This window comes from Actinomyces oris (genome assembly GCF_001553935.1).
GTDB lineage: Bacteria > Actinomycetota > Actinomycetes > Actinomycetales > Actinomycetaceae > Actinomyces > Actinomyces oris_A.
Map to the genome: position 1 here is coordinate 1,282,657 of NZ_CP014232.1, position 18,374 is coordinate 1,301,030.

15 protein-coding genes are annotated in these 18,374 nt (G+C 70.1%); 6 read left to right on the forward strand and 9 right to left on the reverse strand.

Annotation, left to right across the window (positions count from 1 at the left end; genetic code table 11):
- Nucleotides 1–83: 83 nt before the first annotated feature.
- Entirely contained in the window at nucleotides 84–737 is a 654-nt protein-coding gene (locus AXE84_RS05375) for a hypothetical protein (protein ID WP_060957121.1), read from the forward strand.
- A gap of 1 nt (nucleotide 738) precedes the next feature.
- Complete coding sequence (locus AXE84_RS12550; RefSeq protein WP_236750165.1) at nucleotides 739–1,155, forward strand: winged helix-turn-helix domain-containing protein; 417 nt, start codon at nucleotides 739–741, stop codon at nucleotides 1,153–1,155.
- A 148-nt stretch (nucleotides 1,156–1,303) separates the two neighbouring features.
- Here the strand turns inward: AXE84_RS12550 and AXE84_RS05385 are convergent, their stop codons facing one another.
- Genes AXE84_RS05385 through AXE84_RS05395 form a run of 3 tightly spaced genes read right to left on the reverse strand, consistent with a single transcriptional unit; the run spans nucleotide 1,304 to nucleotide 4,129 of the window.
- Nucleotides 1,304–2,107: an ABC transporter permease gene (locus AXE84_RS05385; RefSeq protein ID WP_060957122.1), complete on the reverse strand. Its 804-nt coding sequence runs from the start codon at nucleotides 2,105–2,107 to the stop codon at nucleotides 1,304–1,306.
- Between the two features lie 4 nt (nucleotides 2,108–2,111).
- On the reverse strand, nucleotides 2,112–2,975 hold the full coding sequence (locus AXE84_RS05390) for an ABC transporter permease (RefSeq protein ID WP_060957123.1): 864 nt from the start codon (nucleotides 2,973–2,975) through the stop codon (nucleotides 2,112–2,114).
- Nucleotides 2,972–4,129 (reverse strand): ABC transporter ATP-binding protein, encoded by a 1,158-nt coding sequence (locus AXE84_RS05395; protein WP_060958171.1) that lies wholly within the window; start codon nucleotides 4,127–4,129, stop codon nucleotides 2,972–2,974. Before AXE84_RS05395 ends, AXE84_RS05390 begins: the two co-directional genes overlap by 4 nt.
- 144 nt (nucleotides 4,130–4,273) lie before the next feature.
- On the opposite strand from AXE84_RS05395, the gene AXE84_RS05400 reads away from it, so the two are divergent.
- Nucleotides 4,274–5,788: a sensor histidine kinase gene (locus tag AXE84_RS05400; protein ID WP_081093082.1), complete on the forward strand. Its 1,515-nt coding sequence runs from the start codon at nucleotides 4,274–4,276 to the stop codon at nucleotides 5,786–5,788.
- Between the two features lie 127 nt (nucleotides 5,789–5,915).
- Complete coding sequence (locus AXE84_RS05405) at nucleotides 5,916–6,650, forward strand: response regulator (RefSeq protein ID WP_010612989.1); 735 nt, start codon at nucleotides 5,916–5,918, stop codon at nucleotides 6,648–6,650.
- 219 nt (nucleotides 6,651–6,869) lie between these two features.
- Here the strand turns inward: AXE84_RS05405 and pulA are convergent, their stop codons facing one another.
- Nucleotides 6,870–9,794, reverse strand: a complete 2,925-nt coding sequence (pulA, locus tag AXE84_RS05410; RefSeq protein WP_060957124.1) for a pullulanase-type alpha-1,6-glucosidase — start codon at nucleotides 9,792–9,794, stop codon at nucleotides 6,870–6,872.
- Between the two features lie 349 nt (nucleotides 9,795–10,143).
- Between pulA and AXE84_RS05415 the strand changes: the two genes are divergently transcribed.
- Nucleotides 10,144–11,526: a replication-associated recombination protein A gene (locus AXE84_RS05415; protein ID WP_060957125.1), complete on the forward strand. Its 1,383-nt coding sequence runs from the start codon at nucleotides 10,144–10,146 to the stop codon at nucleotides 11,524–11,526.
- A 249-nt stretch (nucleotides 11,527–11,775) separates the two neighbouring features.
- On the opposite strand, the gene AXE84_RS05420 is transcribed toward AXE84_RS05415, so the two are convergent.
- The gene (locus tag AXE84_RS05420) at nucleotides 11,776–14,367 is read right to left on the reverse strand and encodes a (Fe-S)-binding protein (protein WP_060957126.1); all 2,592 of its coding nucleotides are present in this window, start codon (nucleotides 14,365–14,367) and stop codon (nucleotides 11,776–11,778) included.
- A 384-nt stretch (nucleotides 14,368–14,751) separates the two neighbouring features.
- Nucleotides 14,752–15,069 carry a DUF4235 domain-containing protein gene (locus AXE84_RS05425; protein WP_010612994.1) on the reverse strand — a complete coding sequence of 106 codons (318 nt, stop codon included), beginning with the start codon at nucleotides 15,067–15,069 and terminating at the stop codon, nucleotides 14,752–14,754.
- 447 nt (nucleotides 15,070–15,516) lie between these two features.
- Between AXE84_RS05425 and AXE84_RS12555 the strand changes: the two genes are divergently transcribed.
- Entirely contained in the window at nucleotides 15,517–15,834 is a 318-nt protein-coding gene (locus tag AXE84_RS12555; RefSeq protein ID WP_236750167.1) for a hypothetical protein, read from the forward strand.
- Nucleotides 15,835–16,081: 247 nt separating this feature from the next.
- On the opposite strand, the gene AXE84_RS05430 is transcribed toward AXE84_RS12555, so the two are convergent.
- The 3 genes from AXE84_RS05430 to AXE84_RS05440 all read right to left on the reverse strand — a co-directional run bounded on the left by AXE84_RS05430 (nucleotide 16,082) and on the right by AXE84_RS05440 (nucleotide 18,124).
- Nucleotides 16,082–16,447 carry a hypothetical protein gene (locus AXE84_RS05430; protein ID WP_060957127.1) on the reverse strand — a complete coding sequence of 122 codons (366 nt, stop codon included), beginning with the start codon at nucleotides 16,445–16,447 and terminating at the stop codon, nucleotides 16,082–16,084.
- A gap of 81 nt (nucleotides 16,448–16,528) precedes the next feature.
- Nucleotides 16,529–16,978: a TetR/AcrR family transcriptional regulator gene (locus AXE84_RS05435; protein ID WP_060957128.1), complete on the reverse strand. Its 450-nt coding sequence runs from the start codon at nucleotides 16,976–16,978 to the stop codon at nucleotides 16,529–16,531.
- 78 nt (nucleotides 16,979–17,056) lie between these two features.
- Nucleotides 17,057–18,124: a YdcF family protein gene (locus AXE84_RS05440; RefSeq protein WP_060957129.1), complete on the reverse strand. Its 1,068-nt coding sequence runs from the start codon at nucleotides 18,122–18,124 to the stop codon at nucleotides 17,057–17,059.
- Nucleotides 18,125–18,374 lie beyond the last annotated feature (250 nt).

Consider the following 18,374-nt stretch of genomic DNA (forward strand, 5'->3'; position numbering starts at 1 on the left):
CAAAGTAGTTTGCAACGCAAACCAAAGGGCGCTATCCTGGAGCTGGTTTGAAACGCAAACCCATGTTGACGAGGAGGTTCACCATGAGTGCGGCCACTGAGGATCAGAGGATCCCGGCGGGGCCCGATGAGGCCCTCGCCGTCGTCGAGGCCCAGCGGAGCGCCTATCTCAAGCGGCACAGGGTCAAGGCGACTCCGGTTCTGGTCGCCTGGGGGCTGGCCTGGCTGCTCGGCTATGCCGCCCTGGCCCTCTCCCGCAGGGCGGACTACAGCCTGCCGCTGGCGCCCTACCTATTCTTCTGCGGCTGCCTCGCGGCGGCCCTGCTGTTCACCTTCGCCTATATCGTCCCCAAGGTGCGCGGCATCCGCGGCCGGAGCAGCCGAGAGGGCACCTACTACAGTCTCGCCTGGTTCCTCGGGATGCCGCTGAGCGCCCTCATCCTCAGCCGGGTCAATGCCTTCCTGGCCGACCTCAACACGAGCCAGGCCAACGAGGTCGCCAGCGTGGTGTCCAACGCCCTGCCCTGCCTCGTCGTCGGCGTCATCTTCCTCATGAGCGCCGCACTGTGGAATGAGGTGGTCATGGGGGTCCTGGGCGGCTGGATCCTCCTGGTCACCCTGGTGGTCACGATTGTCGGGATGCCCTGGGCCTGGTGGATCATGTCCGTGGCCGGTGGGGGCGGCATGCTGGTGGCCGCCGTCGTCGCTGCTGCCGCAGAATCGAAGCGAGGTGCGTGACGTGACCGGAGGGGTCAGGGTGCAGCGGCCCGAGAGGCCGGAGAGCGCCGGCCGGGCAGAGGGGTCGGCTGAGTCGGCTGAGTCGGCCGGCGCCGGAGCCGAAGTCTTCGCTGCCGCGACGGCCTCCGCCGTCGATATCGACCCCGTTATTCACGCCCAGGCCCGGCTGCGGATCATGGCGACCCTGGCCGCCGTGCCCGTTGGCGACGAGCTGCACTTCCCGCGGCTGCGCGAGCTGCTGGACATGACGGCCGGCAACCTGTCCACGCACCTGTCCAAGCTGGAGGGGGCGGGCTACGTGCAGCAGAACAAGACCTACGCCGGGCGCAGTCCAGCCACCTACCTGGCACTGACCCCTGAGGGGCGCATCGCCTTCGATCGGTACGTGCGCAACCTGCGCGCCCTGCTCGACGCCTGAGGTCCTCTGGGTCGGCCGCGACAAGGGGCGGCCGGCTGGTACGGGGACCCGTCCTCCAAGCATTCAGCAGGACATCGACTCCCTGCTCAACCACTTCCCCAAAGCCGGGTGAAGGCGGGGTGGTCGAACGGTGCGCGGTGACGATCTGCTAGCGCACGCCGCCGGTGCGGCGGGCGACAAGGACCAGCAGACACCACATGACAGCGCCGACACCGACGATGGAGAGCAGGAGAGGAACCATGCTCGCCGCGTCCAGTTCCCCGGCCGTCAAGGCGGTCGATCCCAGAGACAGTGTCATGCTGACAAGCCCTTGGGGGATGGCGTAGGCCAGAGGGTTCTGTGCCGCTCCCAGGCCGAATCCGAGGACGCAGCCGACGAATCCCAGTGCCACTGGCGCGGCGAAGGACCGCATGAGCATGCTCAGCAGTGACTGCAGGGCGATGAGCGGGATGATGCTGACCACTGCCAGAAGATTGGAGGCGATGACGGTGCTGGGCATTGCGAGACCGAGACCCATCACGAATGCCCCCGAGATCCAGGCCAGCACGATGAGCGCCACCTGCATGGCCAGCACCGGAAGCACAATGACCAGGGTCTTGGCCAGGACGACGGATACCGGGGAGTGCGGGGAGGTCCGCATGGCGTTCCAGCTCGTGCCCCGGTGCTCCATCCGCCATGCGGCGGAGGCCAGCAGGGCCACCCCCAACGAGCAGAAGAACATCGAGTAGAACAAGGATATCTGGGACGTCAGAGCTCCCCATTCCGCGGAGAAGACCCCCAGATTTCGGTAGAAGTTGAAGGTGCCGGTGATGACTGCGAGCAGCGGCAGCAGAACGGCCACCACCCACACCGAGGAGCGCTTGAGCTTGATGACCTCGGCGGCCAGCAGGGACGGGAAGCCGGTGTTGCCCGCGCGGCGGGTCGTGACGGGAATGAGTGCAGAAGTGCTCACGGGACTACCTCTCGATCTTGTCGAGCCGGTGGGTGACAACGGTGAAGAGGAGAACCGTCAGGATGAGGAAGCCGGCGATCCACCCCGCCGGGACGTCGATGTAGGTGACGTCCGGCTGAGAGTGCGCGGTGGCGCTCATGGCGGCGGGAGTGATGAGGGCGTAGTACCCCCAGGGGGTCCATTGGACTATCTCAGGTGGTACGAGCAGGGTGAAGATTCCGATGAAGCCGCTGAGCAGCCCGGTGCTCATGACGATCATCTGGTTCTCCACCACGGCTGCCAGCCACAGGAAGTAGGCGCACATGGCCAGGTCCACGCAGATGAGGAGAGTCGTGTACGTGGCCCAGGGGCCGACGTCGAGCGCCACCGACAGTCCTCTGAAACGGGCGAGCGTGATGATGCCCAGACTCTGACCCGTCACAGCTGGGACGATGAGGAGTGACAGGGCGACGAGCTTGGCCCGGCACAGGGTTCCCGGCGTCAGGCCGGAGGCGGCGGCCAGGTTCCAGCCGGAGCCGGTGTGTTCGATATCCGTCTGCCGGCTGGCGAGCACGGAGACGAGGATCGGCCCGATCATCGCGTTGAAGAAGCCCGTGGTCAGTAACAGCCTTGCCCACGGCATCGCATGCGGGTCATGGGAGCTCTCCGTGAACGACGCGCTGAAGAGGCTCATGCTGCACAAAGCCACCGATGTGCCGACGATCAGCGCCGTGATCACAGGCGTGCGCAGCCGGCGCATCTTGAGGAGCTCGACACCCACAGCCGTCAGGAAGCCGGGTGCGGATGACTGCCGGGAACCGGGCGAGCCATGATCCGACGTCGGAGCAACGACGGCGGGGACGGAGGAGAGTGCAGCGCTGGTCGTCACAGCACACCTCCGCGACCGGTGAGGTCCATGAAGACGTCCTCGAGGCTCTGGGCCTTGCGCCGTACCTCGTGCAGCTCGACGCCGGCGCTCACCAGCCGGTTGATGAGCTCGGCGACCGCCTCCTTCGACATTCCCGGGATGCGCACGCCCTGTGGCGTCAGCGTCGGGCCGGTGGCAGAACCGGTGACGGGAACAGCGGTCCGGTTGGGCGAGGCGGACGCATCGGGGGCGCCGGCCGCCGTCGCCGCCGCGAGTGCCTGCGCCGGTACGAGCCCGGCCAGGACCTGAGGGCTCAGGACGGCCTGCGGCGTCGGGGTGGCGACGAGCACGTCCGGCACCGAGCGCTCCATGAGCTCGGCGCGCGTGCCCTGGAAGACCAGGCGCCCGCCCGACAGGATGCCGAGCGTGGACGCCATGCGGTCGATTTCGTCGAGCAGGTGGCTGGAGACCATGACGGTGACGCCCTCGCCGGAGAGCTCGACCAGCAGCCGGCGCACCTCCTCGATACCGGCCGGGTCCAGGCCGTTGGTGGGCTCATCGAGGATGAGCAGCTCGGGCTGGCGGGCCAGCGCCAGAGCGATCCCGAGGCGCTGCTTCATGCCCAGTGAGTAGGTGCGCACCAGGCGGTCCTTGTGCTCGGTCAGGCGCACCAGGGCGAGGGCGCGACTGATCTGCTGGTCGCTCAGTGCCTGCATCTTCGCCGCGATCCGCATGTTCTCCGCGCCCGTGAGGTGGCTGTAGCCGGGCGGGTTCTCGATCATCGAGCCGGTGCGCGACATGATCTCGGCTCGCGTGGTCGGGCTGAAGGGCCTCCCCAGCACGCTGATCTGCCCGCGCGTGGGCGCCAGGAGTCCCAGCAGCATCTTCATCGTCGTCGACTTGCCCGAGCCGTTGGGGCCCAGGAAGCCGTAGACGGCCCCGCGGGGCACCACGAGGTTGAGCCCCTCGACGACGGTGCGCCTGCCGAAGGTCTTGGTGAGGTCGTGGGTCAGGACGACGGCGTCGGAGGCAGGCGCTCCCGGGGCCGGCCCGCCGGCCTGCGGGAGGCGAGCCGGAGAGGAGGTCCGGACTGGCTGAGCCGGCGTGCTGGAGGCGGCCGCCTGCGCCTGGAGAGGTGCTGAAGGCGCTGGTGGGATGCGATGCGAGGTCGTCATGGGAACAAGGATGCTCGCGTCGGACCTGGTGAGCATCAGCCCGTGGTCTGCTCCGGGAATCGGTGGGATGGCGGGACTCATACCCGGGTATGAAATCCTGGCGGCGGCCTCGGAGGCGTGCGGTCGCGACGGTACGGTTCAGGCATGAGAAAGCGGCTGGGGCGTGAGGCGGCGCGGGCCGACTCGGTGGACCCCGCCCCGACCGGGCCGGCGGCGCCGGTGGGATCGACCCCGGTTGCCTGGCGCGACCCGCGCTCGGTCCCGTGGACGAGCGCGGTCGACGTCGTCATCGCTCTGGCCTTCTTCTTCCTGTTGTGCCTTGGCCGGCCCGACTCGGCGTTCTGGCTCGTCGACGGGGCGGGGCCGGTGCTCCACGCCCTGCTGGTGGGGGCCTGCGCCCTGGCTCTGGCCGTCCGGCGCCGCTGCCCGCTGCTCTTCGTTGTGGTGGCCGGCATCTGCCTGAGCGCGCACCTGGTGTTGTTCACGGGGTTCTCCGTCTTCTTCGTCGTGACCGGTCTGATCGCGGTGGAGACGACGCAGTCCCGCTTGGAGGCGCCGTGGCGGTGGGTGGCGCTCGTCCTCGAGATCGTGGGCGTGGAGCTGACGACGGCGCGCGTGTTTCACCTCATCGGCGGCTACGTCCACGCAGGTGAGGCACGGTCCGTGGTCGTCGTCAATATCTGGCTGGTGACGATTGTGGCGGCCTTCGTCGGCGCTGCGCGGCGCCGTAGCCGTGACCGCTACAACCGGGCCCTTGAGCGGGCCTCGGTGCTCGAGGCGCAGCAGGCCACCGAGCGGCGCCTCGCGGTCATCGAGACCCAGCAGCGCATCGCCCGTGACGTCCATGACCTGCTCGGCCACAGTCTCACCGTCATCGCCATGCAGGCCGAGGGAGCCCGGGCCATCCTGGCCACCGACCCGGCCTCCGCCGACGAGGCCCTGGCCGTCATCGGAGAGACCTCCCGTCGCTCCGTCGACGAGGTGCATGCCCTGGTCGACATGCTGCGTTCCGATGCCGGTGCCGCCGGTGTGGGAGGTTCCGGGGCTGGAGGCCGTCCCGCCGGTGGTGCCGGCGGCGGGGCTTCCGGCACTGTTGAGGCCGGAGCCGAGGCTGGCACCGGAACCGGAGAGGCGACGTCGGGACAGCACGTGGAGCTTCTGCGCGAACCCGTGCGTCAGGCGCAGCGGGCGGGACTGCCCGTCACCCTGGAGGCCGACCCGGCCGGCCGGGTTCCCCCGGCGGTGGCGCAGGTCCTTCACCGGGTGGCCCAGGAGTCGCTGACCAACGTGCTGCGCCACGCTCCCGGTGCGGCCACGAGAGTCTCGCTGCGCACCGGGGCGGGGCGCGTCATCCTCGTCGTCGAGAACGCCCCGGTCCCGGAGTCGCTGGCAGGAGATGCGGATCCGATGCCGAGGACCGACGACCCGCATCGTGAGGACAGAGGCGAACAGGTGGACGCCGTGCCAGGGCAGACGCCACACGCCTCGGCCGCGACGTCTCGTCCCGCGGTGAGCGTCTCCGAAGGTCTCAGGCACGGCGGCTTCGGCCTCATCGGCATGCGTGACCGGGTTGCCCAGGTCGGAGGCACCTTCACCGCCGGTCCCACGGCTGAGGGCGGATGGAGGGTGACGACAGAGCTCCCCTGTGTTCCACAGTGAGAGCCACCTCTGCTCATATGGCGAACATCGCAGGGGGGCGTCGGTACCTCGTCAGCACAAAACCGCACCAGCCGAACCCGAAGGGCGGATACTTCCGGTGAGTTACCGTCAAGAAGGGGAGGCACCTGTGATCCGCCTGGGTCTGGCCGATGATGAGCCGCTGTTCACCATGGGGCTGGCCATGCTGCTGGGGGCGCAGCCGGATATGGAGGTCGTCTGGCGCGCCGTCGACGGCAACGACGCCCTCAGGTGCAACGCCGCCGACCCCGTCGACGTGCTCCTCCTCGATGTGCAGATGCCCGGGCTGGACGGGCTGTCCGCGACCCGGGAACTCATGGCCCGTGGCGTCACCGGACGGGTCGTCATTCTGACCACCTTCGACACCGACGGTTACGTCATGGGTGCCATCGAGGCCGGTGCAGCCGGTTTCCTGCTGAAGAACACCCCGCCCCAGGACCTCATCGCAGCGATCCGCACTGTCCACGATGGCGACTCCGTCATCTCCCCGGGACCCACTCGCCAGCTGCTCACCGCCGTGCGCACCGGCCAGTTCAGCGGCGTTCTTCCTGGGGACGGCGCTGGCCGCCATGCCTCCCAGGACTCAGTCGAGGCGGTTCGGGCCGCCGAGGCCTCCCAGCAGGTCGCGGGCCTGACCCAGCGTGAGCGCGAGATCCTGGCGCTTATCGCCCTGGGGCTCACCAACCAGGAGATCTGCGACCGGGAGTGGCTGTCCATGCCCACGGTCAAGACCCACGTGAGCCACCTGCTGTCCAAGACCGGCTGCCGAGATCGGGTTCAGCTGGTGCTGCTGGCCCTGCGCGGCGGCGTCATCGGCCTCGATGACGTCCTGGGACGGGCGTGAAGGTGCACGCAAGCTCCTTGAATCAGCCGCCTGGAACCGGTTTGTGTCACTGTGGGCGACTTTTAGGGCTGATCGCCTCCTTGGTCCTCCGTGGCTTGCGAGCATCTGCCCAGGTCAGGACGGTGTGCTGGTTGCGTCGGGGCACCCAGGGCCGGGGAATAGTCGCCAAACGTGACACTTCTCCTCGTCGGGGAGCCGCCCGGGAACGAGCGCGCCCCCTCAGCGGCTCTGGGGCTCTACCAGGACGGCCACGGTGCGCGCCGGCACCGAGATCGTCCCGCTGGCACGGTCGAAGCCGGTGCGGCGCACCACCTCATCGGCCCCCTCGGCCTGAATGGGGCAGAGGCGGAAGTCCCGGCCCGCCAGCTCGGGCAGCGGCTGAGTGAGCGTCTGGCCCGAGGCGTTGAAGACCACCAGGACGGCGTCGAGCTCGGGGTCCACGTCGCTCCCGCCCCGGGTGTCGTCGATGAGCATGACGATCACTCCCGCCGGCGCCCCGAAGCCCGCCCCCGGGAAGCTCAGCTTGTCCTGGATGAGGCGGGCCGAGCCCAGGCTGAACAGCGGCGTCGAGGCGCGCAGCCGCAGCAGATCCAGGGCCTGGGAGCGGGCCGCCGCGATCTCCTCGGGCGAGGGCCGCAGCCAGTCGTCCTGCAGCAGCGGCCCCTGGATCGCCCAGGAGCCCTCGTTGCGGCTGGCCGGCGGCAGACCCCGCCCGAAACCGTTGGACTGCCCCGTGAAGTCAATGGCGTTGAACCAGTCCCCCGAGTTGTAGGAGTCCCGGTCCAGTGACTTGCTGCGCAGCAGTTCGGTGCCCGCGCTCCAGAAGGACGGCGACTGCGCCAGCGCCACCGTGGCCAGGCACACGGTGTTCATCCGCACCCGCTCGGCCACCGGCATGCCCTGGGGCAGCTTGTAGGCCAGCAGGTCGTAGAGCGTCTCATTGTCGTGGGCGTCGACGTAGTTGACGTTCTCCTGGGGGTGGGAGGCGAAGGCCGCCGGCGCCCCGTTGTGGATGAGGTCGATGCCGCGGCGCACCGACCCGTCCGAGATCGTCATGACGTAGTCCTTGAGGTTGCCCGCCAGACCTAGGCGCACCAGGTCGGTGCGGTGGGCCAGGTCCGCCGACTGCTCGTTCCAGCCTCGATGGTCCAGGCCGCTGGGCTGCGTGAGCAGGCCGGTGCCGAAGCCCTGGAAGACGCGGTGGTCGGGGTCGAAGGCACCCCCGCCGTGGACGGCGTCACGCAGGCGGTCGTTGAAGGCACCGATCCCGGTGCCGTCGAGCTGGCCCTGGGTGGCCTGCATGAACAGGGCGTTGCCCGCCACCTCCCCGAAGTTCCACCCCTCCCCGTACAGGTAGATGGAGCGGCCGTCGACGCCGTCGGCCTCCAGCGTCAGCTCGTCCAGGGCCGCCCGCACGCGCTCCATGACGGCTCGCGGGTGGTGGCCCATGAGGTCGAAGCGGAAGCCGTCGACCCGGTACCAGCGCGCCCAGCGCACCACCGAGTCGACCATGAGGCGCGCGCACAGGGCGTTCTCCGTGGCCGTGTTGGCGCAGCAGGTCGAGCTCGTCACCCGCCCGACGGCGTCGAGACGGTGGTAGTAGCCCGGCACCACCTGGTCCAGGACGCTGCGCGGGTCCTGCCCGCAGGCGGCCGTGTGGTTGTAGACCTGGTCGAGGACCACCTGGAGGCCCAGATCATGCAGGGCCCCCACCATCTCGCGGAACTCGACGACGCGCGCCCCGCCGTCCTGGTGGCCCTCGGTCGCGTAGGAGCCCTCGGGGGCGCCCCAGTGGAGCGGGTCGTAGCCCCAGTTGTAGGCGTCGTGGTCGGCCACCTCCGCGATGGCCGCCTGCTGGTCGGCCGAGGCCGGGTGCGCGCCGTCGGGGATGTCGGGGTGGCGCTGGGAGCCGCGGTGCTCGGGGATGGTGGCGATGTCGAAGGTGGGCAGCAGGTGGATCGTGTTCATGCCGGCCCGGGCCAGCTCGGCCAGGTGGCGCACGCCCGCTGAGCCCGCCACCGTGAAGGCCCGGTAGGTGCCGCGCAGCTCGGGCGGGACGGTGTCGTCGGCGGCGGAGAAGTCCCGCAGGTGGAGCTCGTAGATGCTGCGGGCCGAGTCGTTGCGGACCGCCGGAGCCCGGGTGGTGGCCCACTGCTCGGGGGCCAGCCGCGGGTCAGCCAGGTCGACGGCGACTGAGCGGGTCGAGTCCGTTGTCAGCGTCGTCGAGTAGGGGTCGGTGACGATGTTGGTCTCCACGCGTCGAGTGCTGGGTACGTAGACCCGCACTTCCCACAGGTACTGGCAGCCGGCGGTGATGGGGGCGCCGGGGGCGCTCGGGCCGGGCTCGCCGCTGGGGGTGCTCAAGGTGGCGCCGGCTGGCTGGTCGGGGCGGTTGGTGACGACCCAGCGGCCGTCGCCTTTGCGGACGGCCGGGGTGCGTCGCGGCGGGCCGGGGACCTCCGGCACCGAGCCCAGCGGGTCGCTGGTCTCCCAGGTCAGGAGGGTGACGGCCTGCGCGCTGGGTGCCCACAGGGCGAAGGAGGGCAGGCCGCCGGTGAAGGTGACGCCCAACTCGGCGCGGGTGGCGGCCTCGGCGTAGAGATGGTCCAGGAGGATGGCGGTCTGCACCCCGGTGAAGGCGTCGAGGTGGGCGTCGCTGACGTCGGCGGCCTCGGTGGGGTCCGGGAGTCCGACGTACTGGGCGATGGCGACCTGGCCGGTCAGGGCGGAGGCGACGGCAGCGTCGTCGAGCAGGGGGGTGCCGGCGGCGTCGGTCGCGCTCAGGGCGATGTAGCCCTCCAGGTGGGGGTGCGCGGCGAGGACCTCGTCGGGAAGGTTCCCGACGATGCGCAGCGGCGTGACCGTCGGGGCGGGCATGCCGTCCGCGCCCAGGATCTGGCCGTGGATGGCTGCGGCGCCGCCGTCGGGCGCGGTGATGAGACGCAGGGCGAGGCCGGAGCCGAGAAGGGGGTGACCGGCGTCGGTGACGACGACCTCGCGGTCCATCCCCCGGGGCAGCAGCGACAGCGGCCACGCCAGGATGGTGGGGGTGACCCAGTAGGCGCGCTGCTCCTCACTGCCGGCTACGGGTGGAAGGGCCGTGGTGGTGTCGAGTGTGCAGGTGAGTGTGTAGGTGAAGGTCATGGGGTGTCCTGCCGAGTGGAGGCGCCGTGGTGGGACGCCGCCGGTCCTGCCGGTCGTGTCGCGTGCGGCCCCGTGTGCGGGGGTCGGCAGTGGGGCCGCGCACCTCGTAGTCTCCCCCGGGTGGAGGGGCCATGTCAGCCCGATGGTGGGAATTGTCCTGCTCGGCCTGCGGTGCTTGGTCCGCTGGCTGTCTGCTGGCTGTCCGCGTGCGGGGCCGTTTCGCGCGGCCGGTGACATTTCTCTGCGGTCGGGTGCGGTTCGCGCGTGCGGGGACAGGAATCCGGTCCCCGCACGCGCAGGATGTCCCCGGCTGCGCGGACATGTCACCGTCAGGCCCTACGCTCGAGGCATGGCTCGCCGTACGCCCGAACCGGAATCACCCTCACTGTTCGACGCCGCCGGCCCCGACGGCTCCGGCCTCGTCGACGACCCGGCCCGCCCGCTGGCCGATCGGCTGCGCCCGCGGGTGCTCGACGACGTCGTCGGCCAGGACCAGCTGCTCGCCGACGACGCCCCGCTGGGCCGCATGGTCGCCTCCGGCCGTTTGTCATCGATCATCCTGTGGGGCCCGCCGGGCTGCGGCAAGACGACGATCGCTCGGCTCCTGGCCGACCGCACCGGCCTGGTCTTCGAGCAGGTCTCGGCGACCTTCTCCGGGGTGGCCGACCTGCGCAAGGTCTTCGCCGCAGCGGCCCGCCGCCGCGAGATCGGGCAGGGAACGCTCCTGTTCGTCGACGAGATCCACCGCTTCAACCGGGCCCAGCAGGACTCCTTCCTGCCCTACGTCGAGGACGGGACGGTTGTCCTGGTCGGCGCGACCACCGAGAACCCGAGCTTCGAGCTCAACGGCGCCCTCCTGTCACGCTGCCAGGTCATGGTCCTGCGCCGCCTGGATGAGGCCGCCCTGACCGAGCTGCTGGCGCGCGCCGAGTCCCTGATGGGTCGCAGCCTCGCTCTGACTGAGGATGCCCGCACCGCCCTGCTGTCCATGGCCGACGGCGATGGCCGCTACCTGCTGGGCATGGTCGAGCAGGTCCTCGCCGCCCAGGACGCAGACGGCCCGGAACCACTTGACGTTGAAGGGCTGCGCAGCGTCATCGCCTCCCGGGCACCCCTGTACGACAAGTCCCATGAGGAGCACTACAACCTCATCTCCGCCCTGCACAAGTCGATGCGCGGCTCCGATCCGGACGCCGCCCTGTACTGGCTGGCGCGCATGCTGAGCGGGGGCGAGGACCCGCTCTACGTGGCGCGCCGTCTGGTGCGATTCGCCAGCGAGGACGTCGGCATGGCCGACCCGGCCGCCCTTCAGATGACGCTGGCGGCCTGGGACGCTTACGAGCGCCTGGGATCGCCCGAGGGGGAGCTCGCCATCGCGCAGGCGGTCGTCTACCTGGCCACCGCGCCCAAGTCAATCGCTGTCTACCGCGGCTACGGCCGCGCGGTGCGCCTGGCCCGACAGACCGGCTCGCTCATGCCGCCGGCCCACATCCTCAACGCCCCCACCCGACTCATGAAGGAGCTCGGCTACGGCGAGGGCTACGAGTACGACCCGGACACGACCGACGGCTTCTCTGGTGCGGGCTACCTGCCCGACGGCGTCGAGCGCCGGCCTCTCTACGAGCCCACCGCCAACGGCCACGAGCACCGCATCCGTGAGCGGCTGGAGTACTGGGAGGGTCTGCGGGCGCGCAAACGTGGCGAGGACGTTGGTGAGGGAGGCGCCGGCTAACCGAGCCAGGCTGGGACTGAGATGTAGGCCAGTTCCTGACCCGCCTCTCATCGACAGGGACAATCGACGCCGTCGGGGACATCTCTGTGCGGCCGGGTGCGGTTCGCGCGTTTGGGGACAGGAATCCGGTCCCCGCACGCGCAGGATGTCACCGGCCGGAGGGGAATGTCCCCCACCGCGTGTGATGTCCCCGGTGGGAGGGGAGGGGAGTGTCCCCGGCCGAGCCCACGGGGTGAGGCCGACGTCCGCCTACTCCCCGCCGCGGCGCACGGCCTCCAGCATGAGGGTGGCCACGTCCGTGACCCGCACGTCGGCGCCCTCGGAGGCGACGCCGTCGGAGAGCATCGTGGTGCAGAAGGGGCAGGCCGTGGCGATGACCTGAGCGCCGGTGCCGATGGCCTCGCGCGAGCGCTCCACGGCGATGCGCGTCCCGATGGTCTCCTCCATGAAGGCGCGCGCCCCGCCGCCCCCGCAGCAGAAGCCCCGCTCACGGCTGCGCGGCATCTCCACCGTGGTCGCGCCGGTCGCCTCCAGCAGCTCGCGTGGCGGGGAGTAGACCTGGTTGTGGCGGCCCAGGTAGCAGGCGTCGTGGTAGGTGACCGTCGGGATGACCGACTCGCCCGTTGCCTTGCTGGCGGTCTCCCCGCCCGACGGCGCCGCCGGGGCCCCGGCCTGCGGCTCGGCGGCCTCGGTGCTCGACGTCGGGGCGTCCCCGGCCGGTGAGTCGCCGTCCTGCCCGGTGGCGGGTGCCGGCGTGGCCGGGGCGGCGGAGGCCGCTGGGGCGTCGGGCGCCGTCGAACCACCCGCGGCCTGCGGCGGCGCCGGGCGCAGCCGACCCTCGCGCACGAGCCGGTTGAGCAGCTGGGTGTAGTGGACGACCTCGTAGCGGCCCCCGATCTGCGGGTACTCCCGCGAGATCGTGTTGAAGCAGTGCGCGCAGGTCACCACGATCCGCTGCGCCCCGACCTCGCCCAGCGTCTCCACGTTCTGCGCGGCGAGCATCTGGTAGAGGATTTCGTTGCCAGCGCGCCGGGCCGGGTCGCCGGTGCAGGTCTCGGCGTCGCCGAGGACCGCGAAGCTCACCCCCGCGGTGTGCAGCAGCTCGGCCACCGCCCGCGTCGTCTTCTTGGCCCGGTCCTCGTAGGCGCCGGCGCAACCCACCCAGAACAGGTAGTCGACGTCCGCGGCGCTCTCGACGTCGTCGCCGATGACCGGCACCTCGAAGTCCAGGTTCTTGGCCCAGTCCAGGCGCTTGCGCGCCGGCAGCCCCCACGGGTTCCCCTTGGACTCCATCTTGCGGAACATGCCGCCGAGCTCCTTGGGGAAGGCCGACTCCATGAGCACCTGCTGGCGGCGCACATCGACGACGTGGTCGACGTGCTCAATGTCCACCGGGCACTGGTCCACGCAGGCCCCGCAGGTGGTGCAGGCCCACAGGACGTCGGCGGGGATGACCTCCCCGGCCAGGGGCGCCGGCCGTGTGGCCACACCCGTCTCGGTGGGGGCCGCCTTGGCTGCCAGCAGCGCGCCGAGCACGTCGCCGGTGTGGGCGGTCCCCGGCTCCAGGCCCAGGTTCGTCTCGCGCGCCAGACCGTCGTGCATGCCCAGCGCCTTGCCGACCAGCCCACCGGAGGTGGGGCGGGAGGCCACCATCTCCTCGGTGACGTCGCCGGGCTCGACCCCCAGGGCGCTCGCGGCCCGCAGGTAGGGGGCGGCCGCCGCGTGGTGGTCGCGCAGCGCCATGACGAACAGCTTGGGGGACAGGGGCTTGCCGGTGTTCCACGCCGGGCACAGGTCCTGGCAGCGGCCGCACTCGGTGCAGGTGGAGAAGTCCAGCAGGCCCTTCCAGGTGAAGTCCTCGATGCGGCCCACGCCCAGGCGCACCTCGGGGCCCTCGCCGGAGTCGGCGGCCTCCATGGCCTCCTCCAGCGTGTCCATGGTGGCTTCTGTCAGGGGCTCGTCGCCGACCATGAGCGGCTGAAGCGGGCCCAGCGCCTTGGAGCCGTCCACCTCGCGGCGCGCGTAGACGTTGAGGATCGCCAGGAACCGGTGCCAGGCCACACCCATCGAGGGCTGCAGGCCCACGACGACGAACCAGGTCATCGACAGCACCACCTTGATGGTGGCGACGATGAGAATCGCGTTGGCCAGGGCGCCGGCGCTCGCGGGTGCGAGCAGCGGGCCGGTCCAGGCCGTCAGGGGGAAGTGCGTCCAGGAGGCCAGGGCCTGCTGCGCCGGGTCGGGGGAGGCGGCCAGGTGGGCGTGCTCCAGCATCCGCAGCGCCAGCACGCAGGCGACCACGCCGATGATGGTGGCCTCGACGAACTTCGCCTGGGCCGACGACGAGCCGGCGAAGCGCGAGGTGCGCGGACGCTTACCGCCGTCGGAGTCCGGGGTGTAGGGCGGGGCGGCCCGGCCAGCCCGGGTCAGGCGCCAGCGCAGGATCGTCAGACCCACGATCCCGAAGGTGGACAGCCAAGCGATGATCTCGACGACCCAGGCCCACCAGGCGGCGTGCCCGATGAGCGGCAGCGCGAAGTCGGGCCCGCCCAGCACCTGCCCGTATCCGGCCACGAGCGTGAGGAACAGCAGCGGGAAGGAGACCATGACCAGCCAGTGGGCGGCCTTGATGAAGGGGCGGCCCTTGAAGGCGGTGTGGCCCACGAGCGCCCCCAGCGTGAGCGCCAGGCGCTTGCCGACCGGGCGAAGGCGCTGCGGTGCGGTTGCGCGGCCCACGGCCATGCGGGCGCCAATAGTGAAACAGGCGCGTGCGAAAACTGCGATACCGATCGTCGTGGCGATGACGACGATGACGACACAGACGATCTGCACGGCACTCATCGGGGCGGGTTTCCTCAGGTCTCCGAAGGCAAAGGCGGAAGCGCTGGGAGGTGGCCGGAGGCGCCCCGGAAGGTCGCCTGCGCGGCACACCGTTGGCGCTCCCCGCCAGCCTACCCGGGGGGTGACTGGGAGTTGGAAGGGGCGCGGTCTGAGTGCCGAGGCACCACAGTGGAAAAAGTGTCACGATTGGCGACTTTTCGGGGCGCGGCCGGCGGCCGCGAGCTAAGCCGGATCCTCGGAGACTGGCTCTGACCTGCGAAGACGCCGTGGTGCCGAGTGTGCGGAGGTCCCTCGCGAACGGTGCTCGGGCGGGAAAAGTCGCCAATCGTGACACGGGACCGCAAAAAAGTGTGCCGACCCCGCTATGGGGCCGGCACTGAGTCCTCAGGCGCTGATGGCGCGCTGCGCGTAGGGGGAGTCAGGGCGGCGGGCGCTGTACCACTTGGCGGCCTGGCGCAGTCCGAGCTCACGCACCAGGGTGACGGTGGCCCCGGAGATGATGGCGAAGGTGACGATCTCGGCCAGCTTGTAGTTGAGGACCTGGTCCTCCTCGCGCGGGGCCGGCTTGCCGGAGATCGCCCGCCAGCCAAGCGCCACGACCTTCTCAGCCACGAACCCGGAGGCGAGCGTGGCCACGGCCGCGGTCGCCTTCCACATGAAGTCGGTGGTCTGGTCGATCTGGGCGGGGTCCTGGTCGCTCATGAGTCCTCCTTGCGCCCGGGTCGGGCGGCGTCGTGGGTACCTGCGTGCTGGCGGCGGACCGATGGTGTCGGCCCGTTCCGCCCCGATCATGCCGCACCTGGGCCGACGGCGCAGCCAGTGCCCGCCCGCGTGGCGCCAACTGCCGGGCCCGGGTGGGGGGATTCTCGTGGCGCCAGGCGCTTGAACGAGCAGGGCGGATGGCATCAACGCATTGGATTGTTAAGACGTTTCAGGGGAAGCCTCAGTGGTTTCCAGAAAACTGAGTGGCAGGTGCCTTGTGCTCGTCAGTTCGCCCTGTTACCTTCCTTTGTGAGGTGTTGGAAATTTCCTGATCCTCCTCGAATGGTCAGGATGTCGAGGGATCTACGGCTGGTGGGCTCGCCTGCTGAAGAATAGGCGCCGCGCTTGCTTGATGGGGGTGCATGAATGCTGCGAGAGAACAGTAGCGTGAGTGCCCTACTGACGTATGTCATTGTCATTGTTTTCGCTGCGCTATTTGTTGCTGTCAACTGGTCGGGTTCGGGAAGAGTCTTGTCACTGGCCTCCGCTGCTGTCATTGCCTGCGCGTTGATGGCGCTTCACTCAAAGTCCTTCGCCGCGGCTGTCGGTGCCGCGCTTCTCCTCGTGCCGCTGCCCTTGATAGCGGTGTGGACGAACGCCGGCTCAGCGACGGGCGTCATCGGGCCGCTGGTTCTCTTGGTCGGAGTCGCCTGCTGGCGAACCTGGAGGTCCGCAAAGAAGGTGGGGCTGAAGCAATCTGGTTGAGTCGGTCGGCTGGAGCTGGCCTATCCCTTCGTGTGTGAGGGTGGTTGGGGCGTGTGGTAGCTCCCGGGCCGACGGTGCAGTCGGTGCCCGCCCGCGTGGCGCCAACCGCCGGGCCCGGGTGGTCGTGCCGTGCGCCGCGCGTTCGGGGGTCAGGGCTCGAAGCGGTGCCCCACCCCACGAACGCGCGGGAGAGTGATGGGTGTCGTGGCGTGCGATGCCGAGCCCCTGCCTGAATGGGGCGGCGGGCTCAGGCCTGGGCGGGACGGATGGCGGCGTTGATCTGTGCGGCCAAGCCTGCGGGGTCGTCGACCGTGAGGTAGAGGTGCGTGAAGCGCTCGTCCTCCAGGGTGACGACCAGGGTGTTCTCGTAACCGGAGATGTTCCAGAACTGCGCGGTGCCGTCGGCGTGGAAGGTCCCGGAGAGTTTGCTGCCGGCCTGCAGTCCGGGCCCGCGCCAGCCCTTGGGCTCGTGGCGCAGGCCGGGGTCGTGCGTGGCGCCGCGTACGTGCGCGAGCGGGAACTCCAGTCGGGAGGTGTAGGACCACATCTTGTCCAGCCCGTGCGGCTCAACGCTCAGGGAGGTATCGGTGATGGTGACGGTGTTGCGGCTCATGATGTCTGCTCCTCTCGCGGGCAGGTCGGTTGGGTGGAAGTGAGCTGGTGATCTAGCAGGTGGGCGCGGGGCTGGAGCGGATTACGTCGGCGGTGAGGCTGATGTCTTTCCGGTCGCTGTGGCCAAGGTCGACGTCGTAGCGCCGGCCCGCACCAGCAGGCGTCGGCCCAGCGCCTCGGCGGTGATGCCCGCCCGGCTCAAAGCGACCTCGAGGGCCTCGCGCACGGCCGGGTCCCCGGGGGCGATCTCCATGAGTGCCACAAGGATCAGGTCGAGCTCCTCGTGTCCCACCCCTGCGGCGTTGGTGGAATCGCCGGGGGTGGCCGCCGGACTCAGAGCGGCCAGCGCCTCAGTGAGGCAGCGCTGGAAGAGCCCGTCCTTGGAGCCGAAGACCCCGTAGAGGCTGGCGCGATTGACGCCGGTGGCCCGAACCAGATCGTCTACAGAGGCTCCCGCAAAACCGCGCTCGGCGAAGACCGCCGTGGCGGAGCTGATGGCCTCGCTTTCGATGAAGGTGCGTCGTCGTCCCATGAATCCAGAATAGACGTTCTGGAACGGCTAGTCAAGAACAATCGTTCTGAAATTCTTGGGCGGGAAAGGCCGCCTCCCTCAGCCGATATGCCCCGTCTGCGCGCCGAGGACCAGCAGCGCGTACAGCACGGCGAAGACCCCGGCAACGGCGGCGCAGGCCAGGGCTGGGCGGCGCCGGTAGGTCAGCACGGCGACGTACTCACGCAGCCAGGCGTTGACGATGTAGAACCAGGCCGTGCGCGCCGGCGCGACCGCCCACGGCACCCCCATGTCGGAGGCCAGGATCGCGGTGCGCACCGCGTGGAAGGAGCTCGTCATCAGCAGCACCTGCGGGTCCGCCATGCCGCGCTCAGCCAACAGGTCGCGCGTGTAGGAGATGTTCGTGCGAGTCGTCGTCGAACGGTCCTCCAGGAGGATCCGCTCAGGCGGGACGCCACGGGCGATCGCGTAGTCGGCCATGGCGCGCGCCTCGCTGGTCGGCTCGTCGGCGCCCTGCCCGCCGCTCATGACCAGCAGCGGCACCCCGGGGCGCAGGCCCTCCTCGTCGCGCCAGGCCTCGATGCCTCCGGCGATCCGCGAGCCCAGCAGCGGCCCGACCTTCCCGTTGATGAGGCCGGCGCCATGGACCACGACGACGTCGGGGTGCGGCATGGCTCGGCGTCCGCCCCAGATTCGCTGCACTGCCGTCTGGCCCAAGAAGATGAGGAGGAAGACGCCCAGGTAAGCGCAGGCGCAGAACATGAGCGCGGCAACCAGCAGGGCCCAGGGGCTGCCGGTGGCCACGAGCGCGACGGCGGCCATCGGCGTGGCGATGAGTCCCAGGCCGGCCGCCAGGCACAGCAGGTTGCTCAGGCGCCGGCCCTCGCGGCGGATGAGGACGACGCCGTTGAACATGAGCAGGAACGGCATGAGGGCGATGAGCAGGAAGAAGGCGACGCTGCCCAGACCCACCGGGATCGTGAGGACGGGGATGAGGGAGGCCAGGTGGTGCAGTGCTCTGACCGTAGTGCCGACCAAGAGCAGGAACAGGAGTCCGTTGCGAAGCCGGCGGTTGTCGCGGCGTCGCGAGAACCTGAGGAGCCCCCACCACAGCGCCAGGGCGGCGACGTCGACCAGCGGAGCGGGGAGGAACCAGGGGGTGCTCATGGGGTGGTTTCCTCTCGTGGTGCAGGGGGTGGGTTTGTCCTGGGTGCGGGAAAGGCGGGGCCTTCCCGGCATGGCACGGGACGGTGGGTGCTGATGGGGCGGCGCTCATCATAGAACCGGGGCCAGCTGGTGCCGCCTCGCGCTCATGCGATCAGGTTAGGAGGCGGCTGCCGGTAGGTGTGAGCGTCGTTGGGACGATTCGTGGGAGGCGGCCCTCCACCCTTCGGAGGACGGCGTGCGCCCCGACTCC

Excerpts from the sequence above, each read along its gene's own strand:
- AXE84_RS05440 (WP_060957129.1), bottom strand. The coding sequence starts at position 18,124 with ATGAGCACCCCCTGGTTCCTCCCCGCTCCGCTGGTCGACGTCGCCGCC.
- AXE84_RS05375 (WP_060957121.1), top strand. The coding sequence starts at position 84 with ATGAGTGCGGCCACTGAGGATCAGAGGATCCCGGCGGGGCCCGATGAG.
- AXE84_RS05435 (WP_060957128.1), bottom strand. The coding sequence starts at position 16,978 with ATGGGACGACGACGCACCTTCATCGAAAGCGAGGCCATCAGCTCCGCC.
- pulA (WP_060957124.1), bottom strand. The coding sequence starts at position 9,794 with ATGACCTTCACCTACACACTCACCTGCACACTCGACACCACCACGGCC.
- AXE84_RS05395 (WP_060958171.1), bottom strand. The coding sequence starts at position 4,129 with ATGACGACCTCGCATCGCATCCCACCAGCGCCTTCAGCACCTCTCCAG.
- AXE84_RS05430 (WP_060957127.1), bottom strand. The coding sequence starts at position 16,447 with ATGAGCCGCAACACCGTCACCATCACCGATACCTCCCTGAGCGTTGAG.
- AXE84_RS05420 (WP_060957126.1), bottom strand. The coding sequence starts at position 14,367 with ATGAGTGCCGTGCAGATCGTCTGTGTCGTCATCGTCGTCATCGCCACG.
- AXE84_RS05415 (WP_060957125.1), top strand. The coding sequence starts at position 10,144 with ATGGCTCGCCGTACGCCCGAACCGGAATCACCCTCACTGTTCGACGCC.
- AXE84_RS05400 (WP_081093082.1), top strand. The coding sequence starts at position 4,274 with ATGAGAAAGCGGCTGGGGCGTGAGGCGGCGCGGGCCGACTCGGTGGAC.
- AXE84_RS05425 (WP_010612994.1), bottom strand. The coding sequence starts at position 15,069 with ATGAGCGACCAGGACCCCGCCCAGATCGACCAGACCACCGACTTCATG.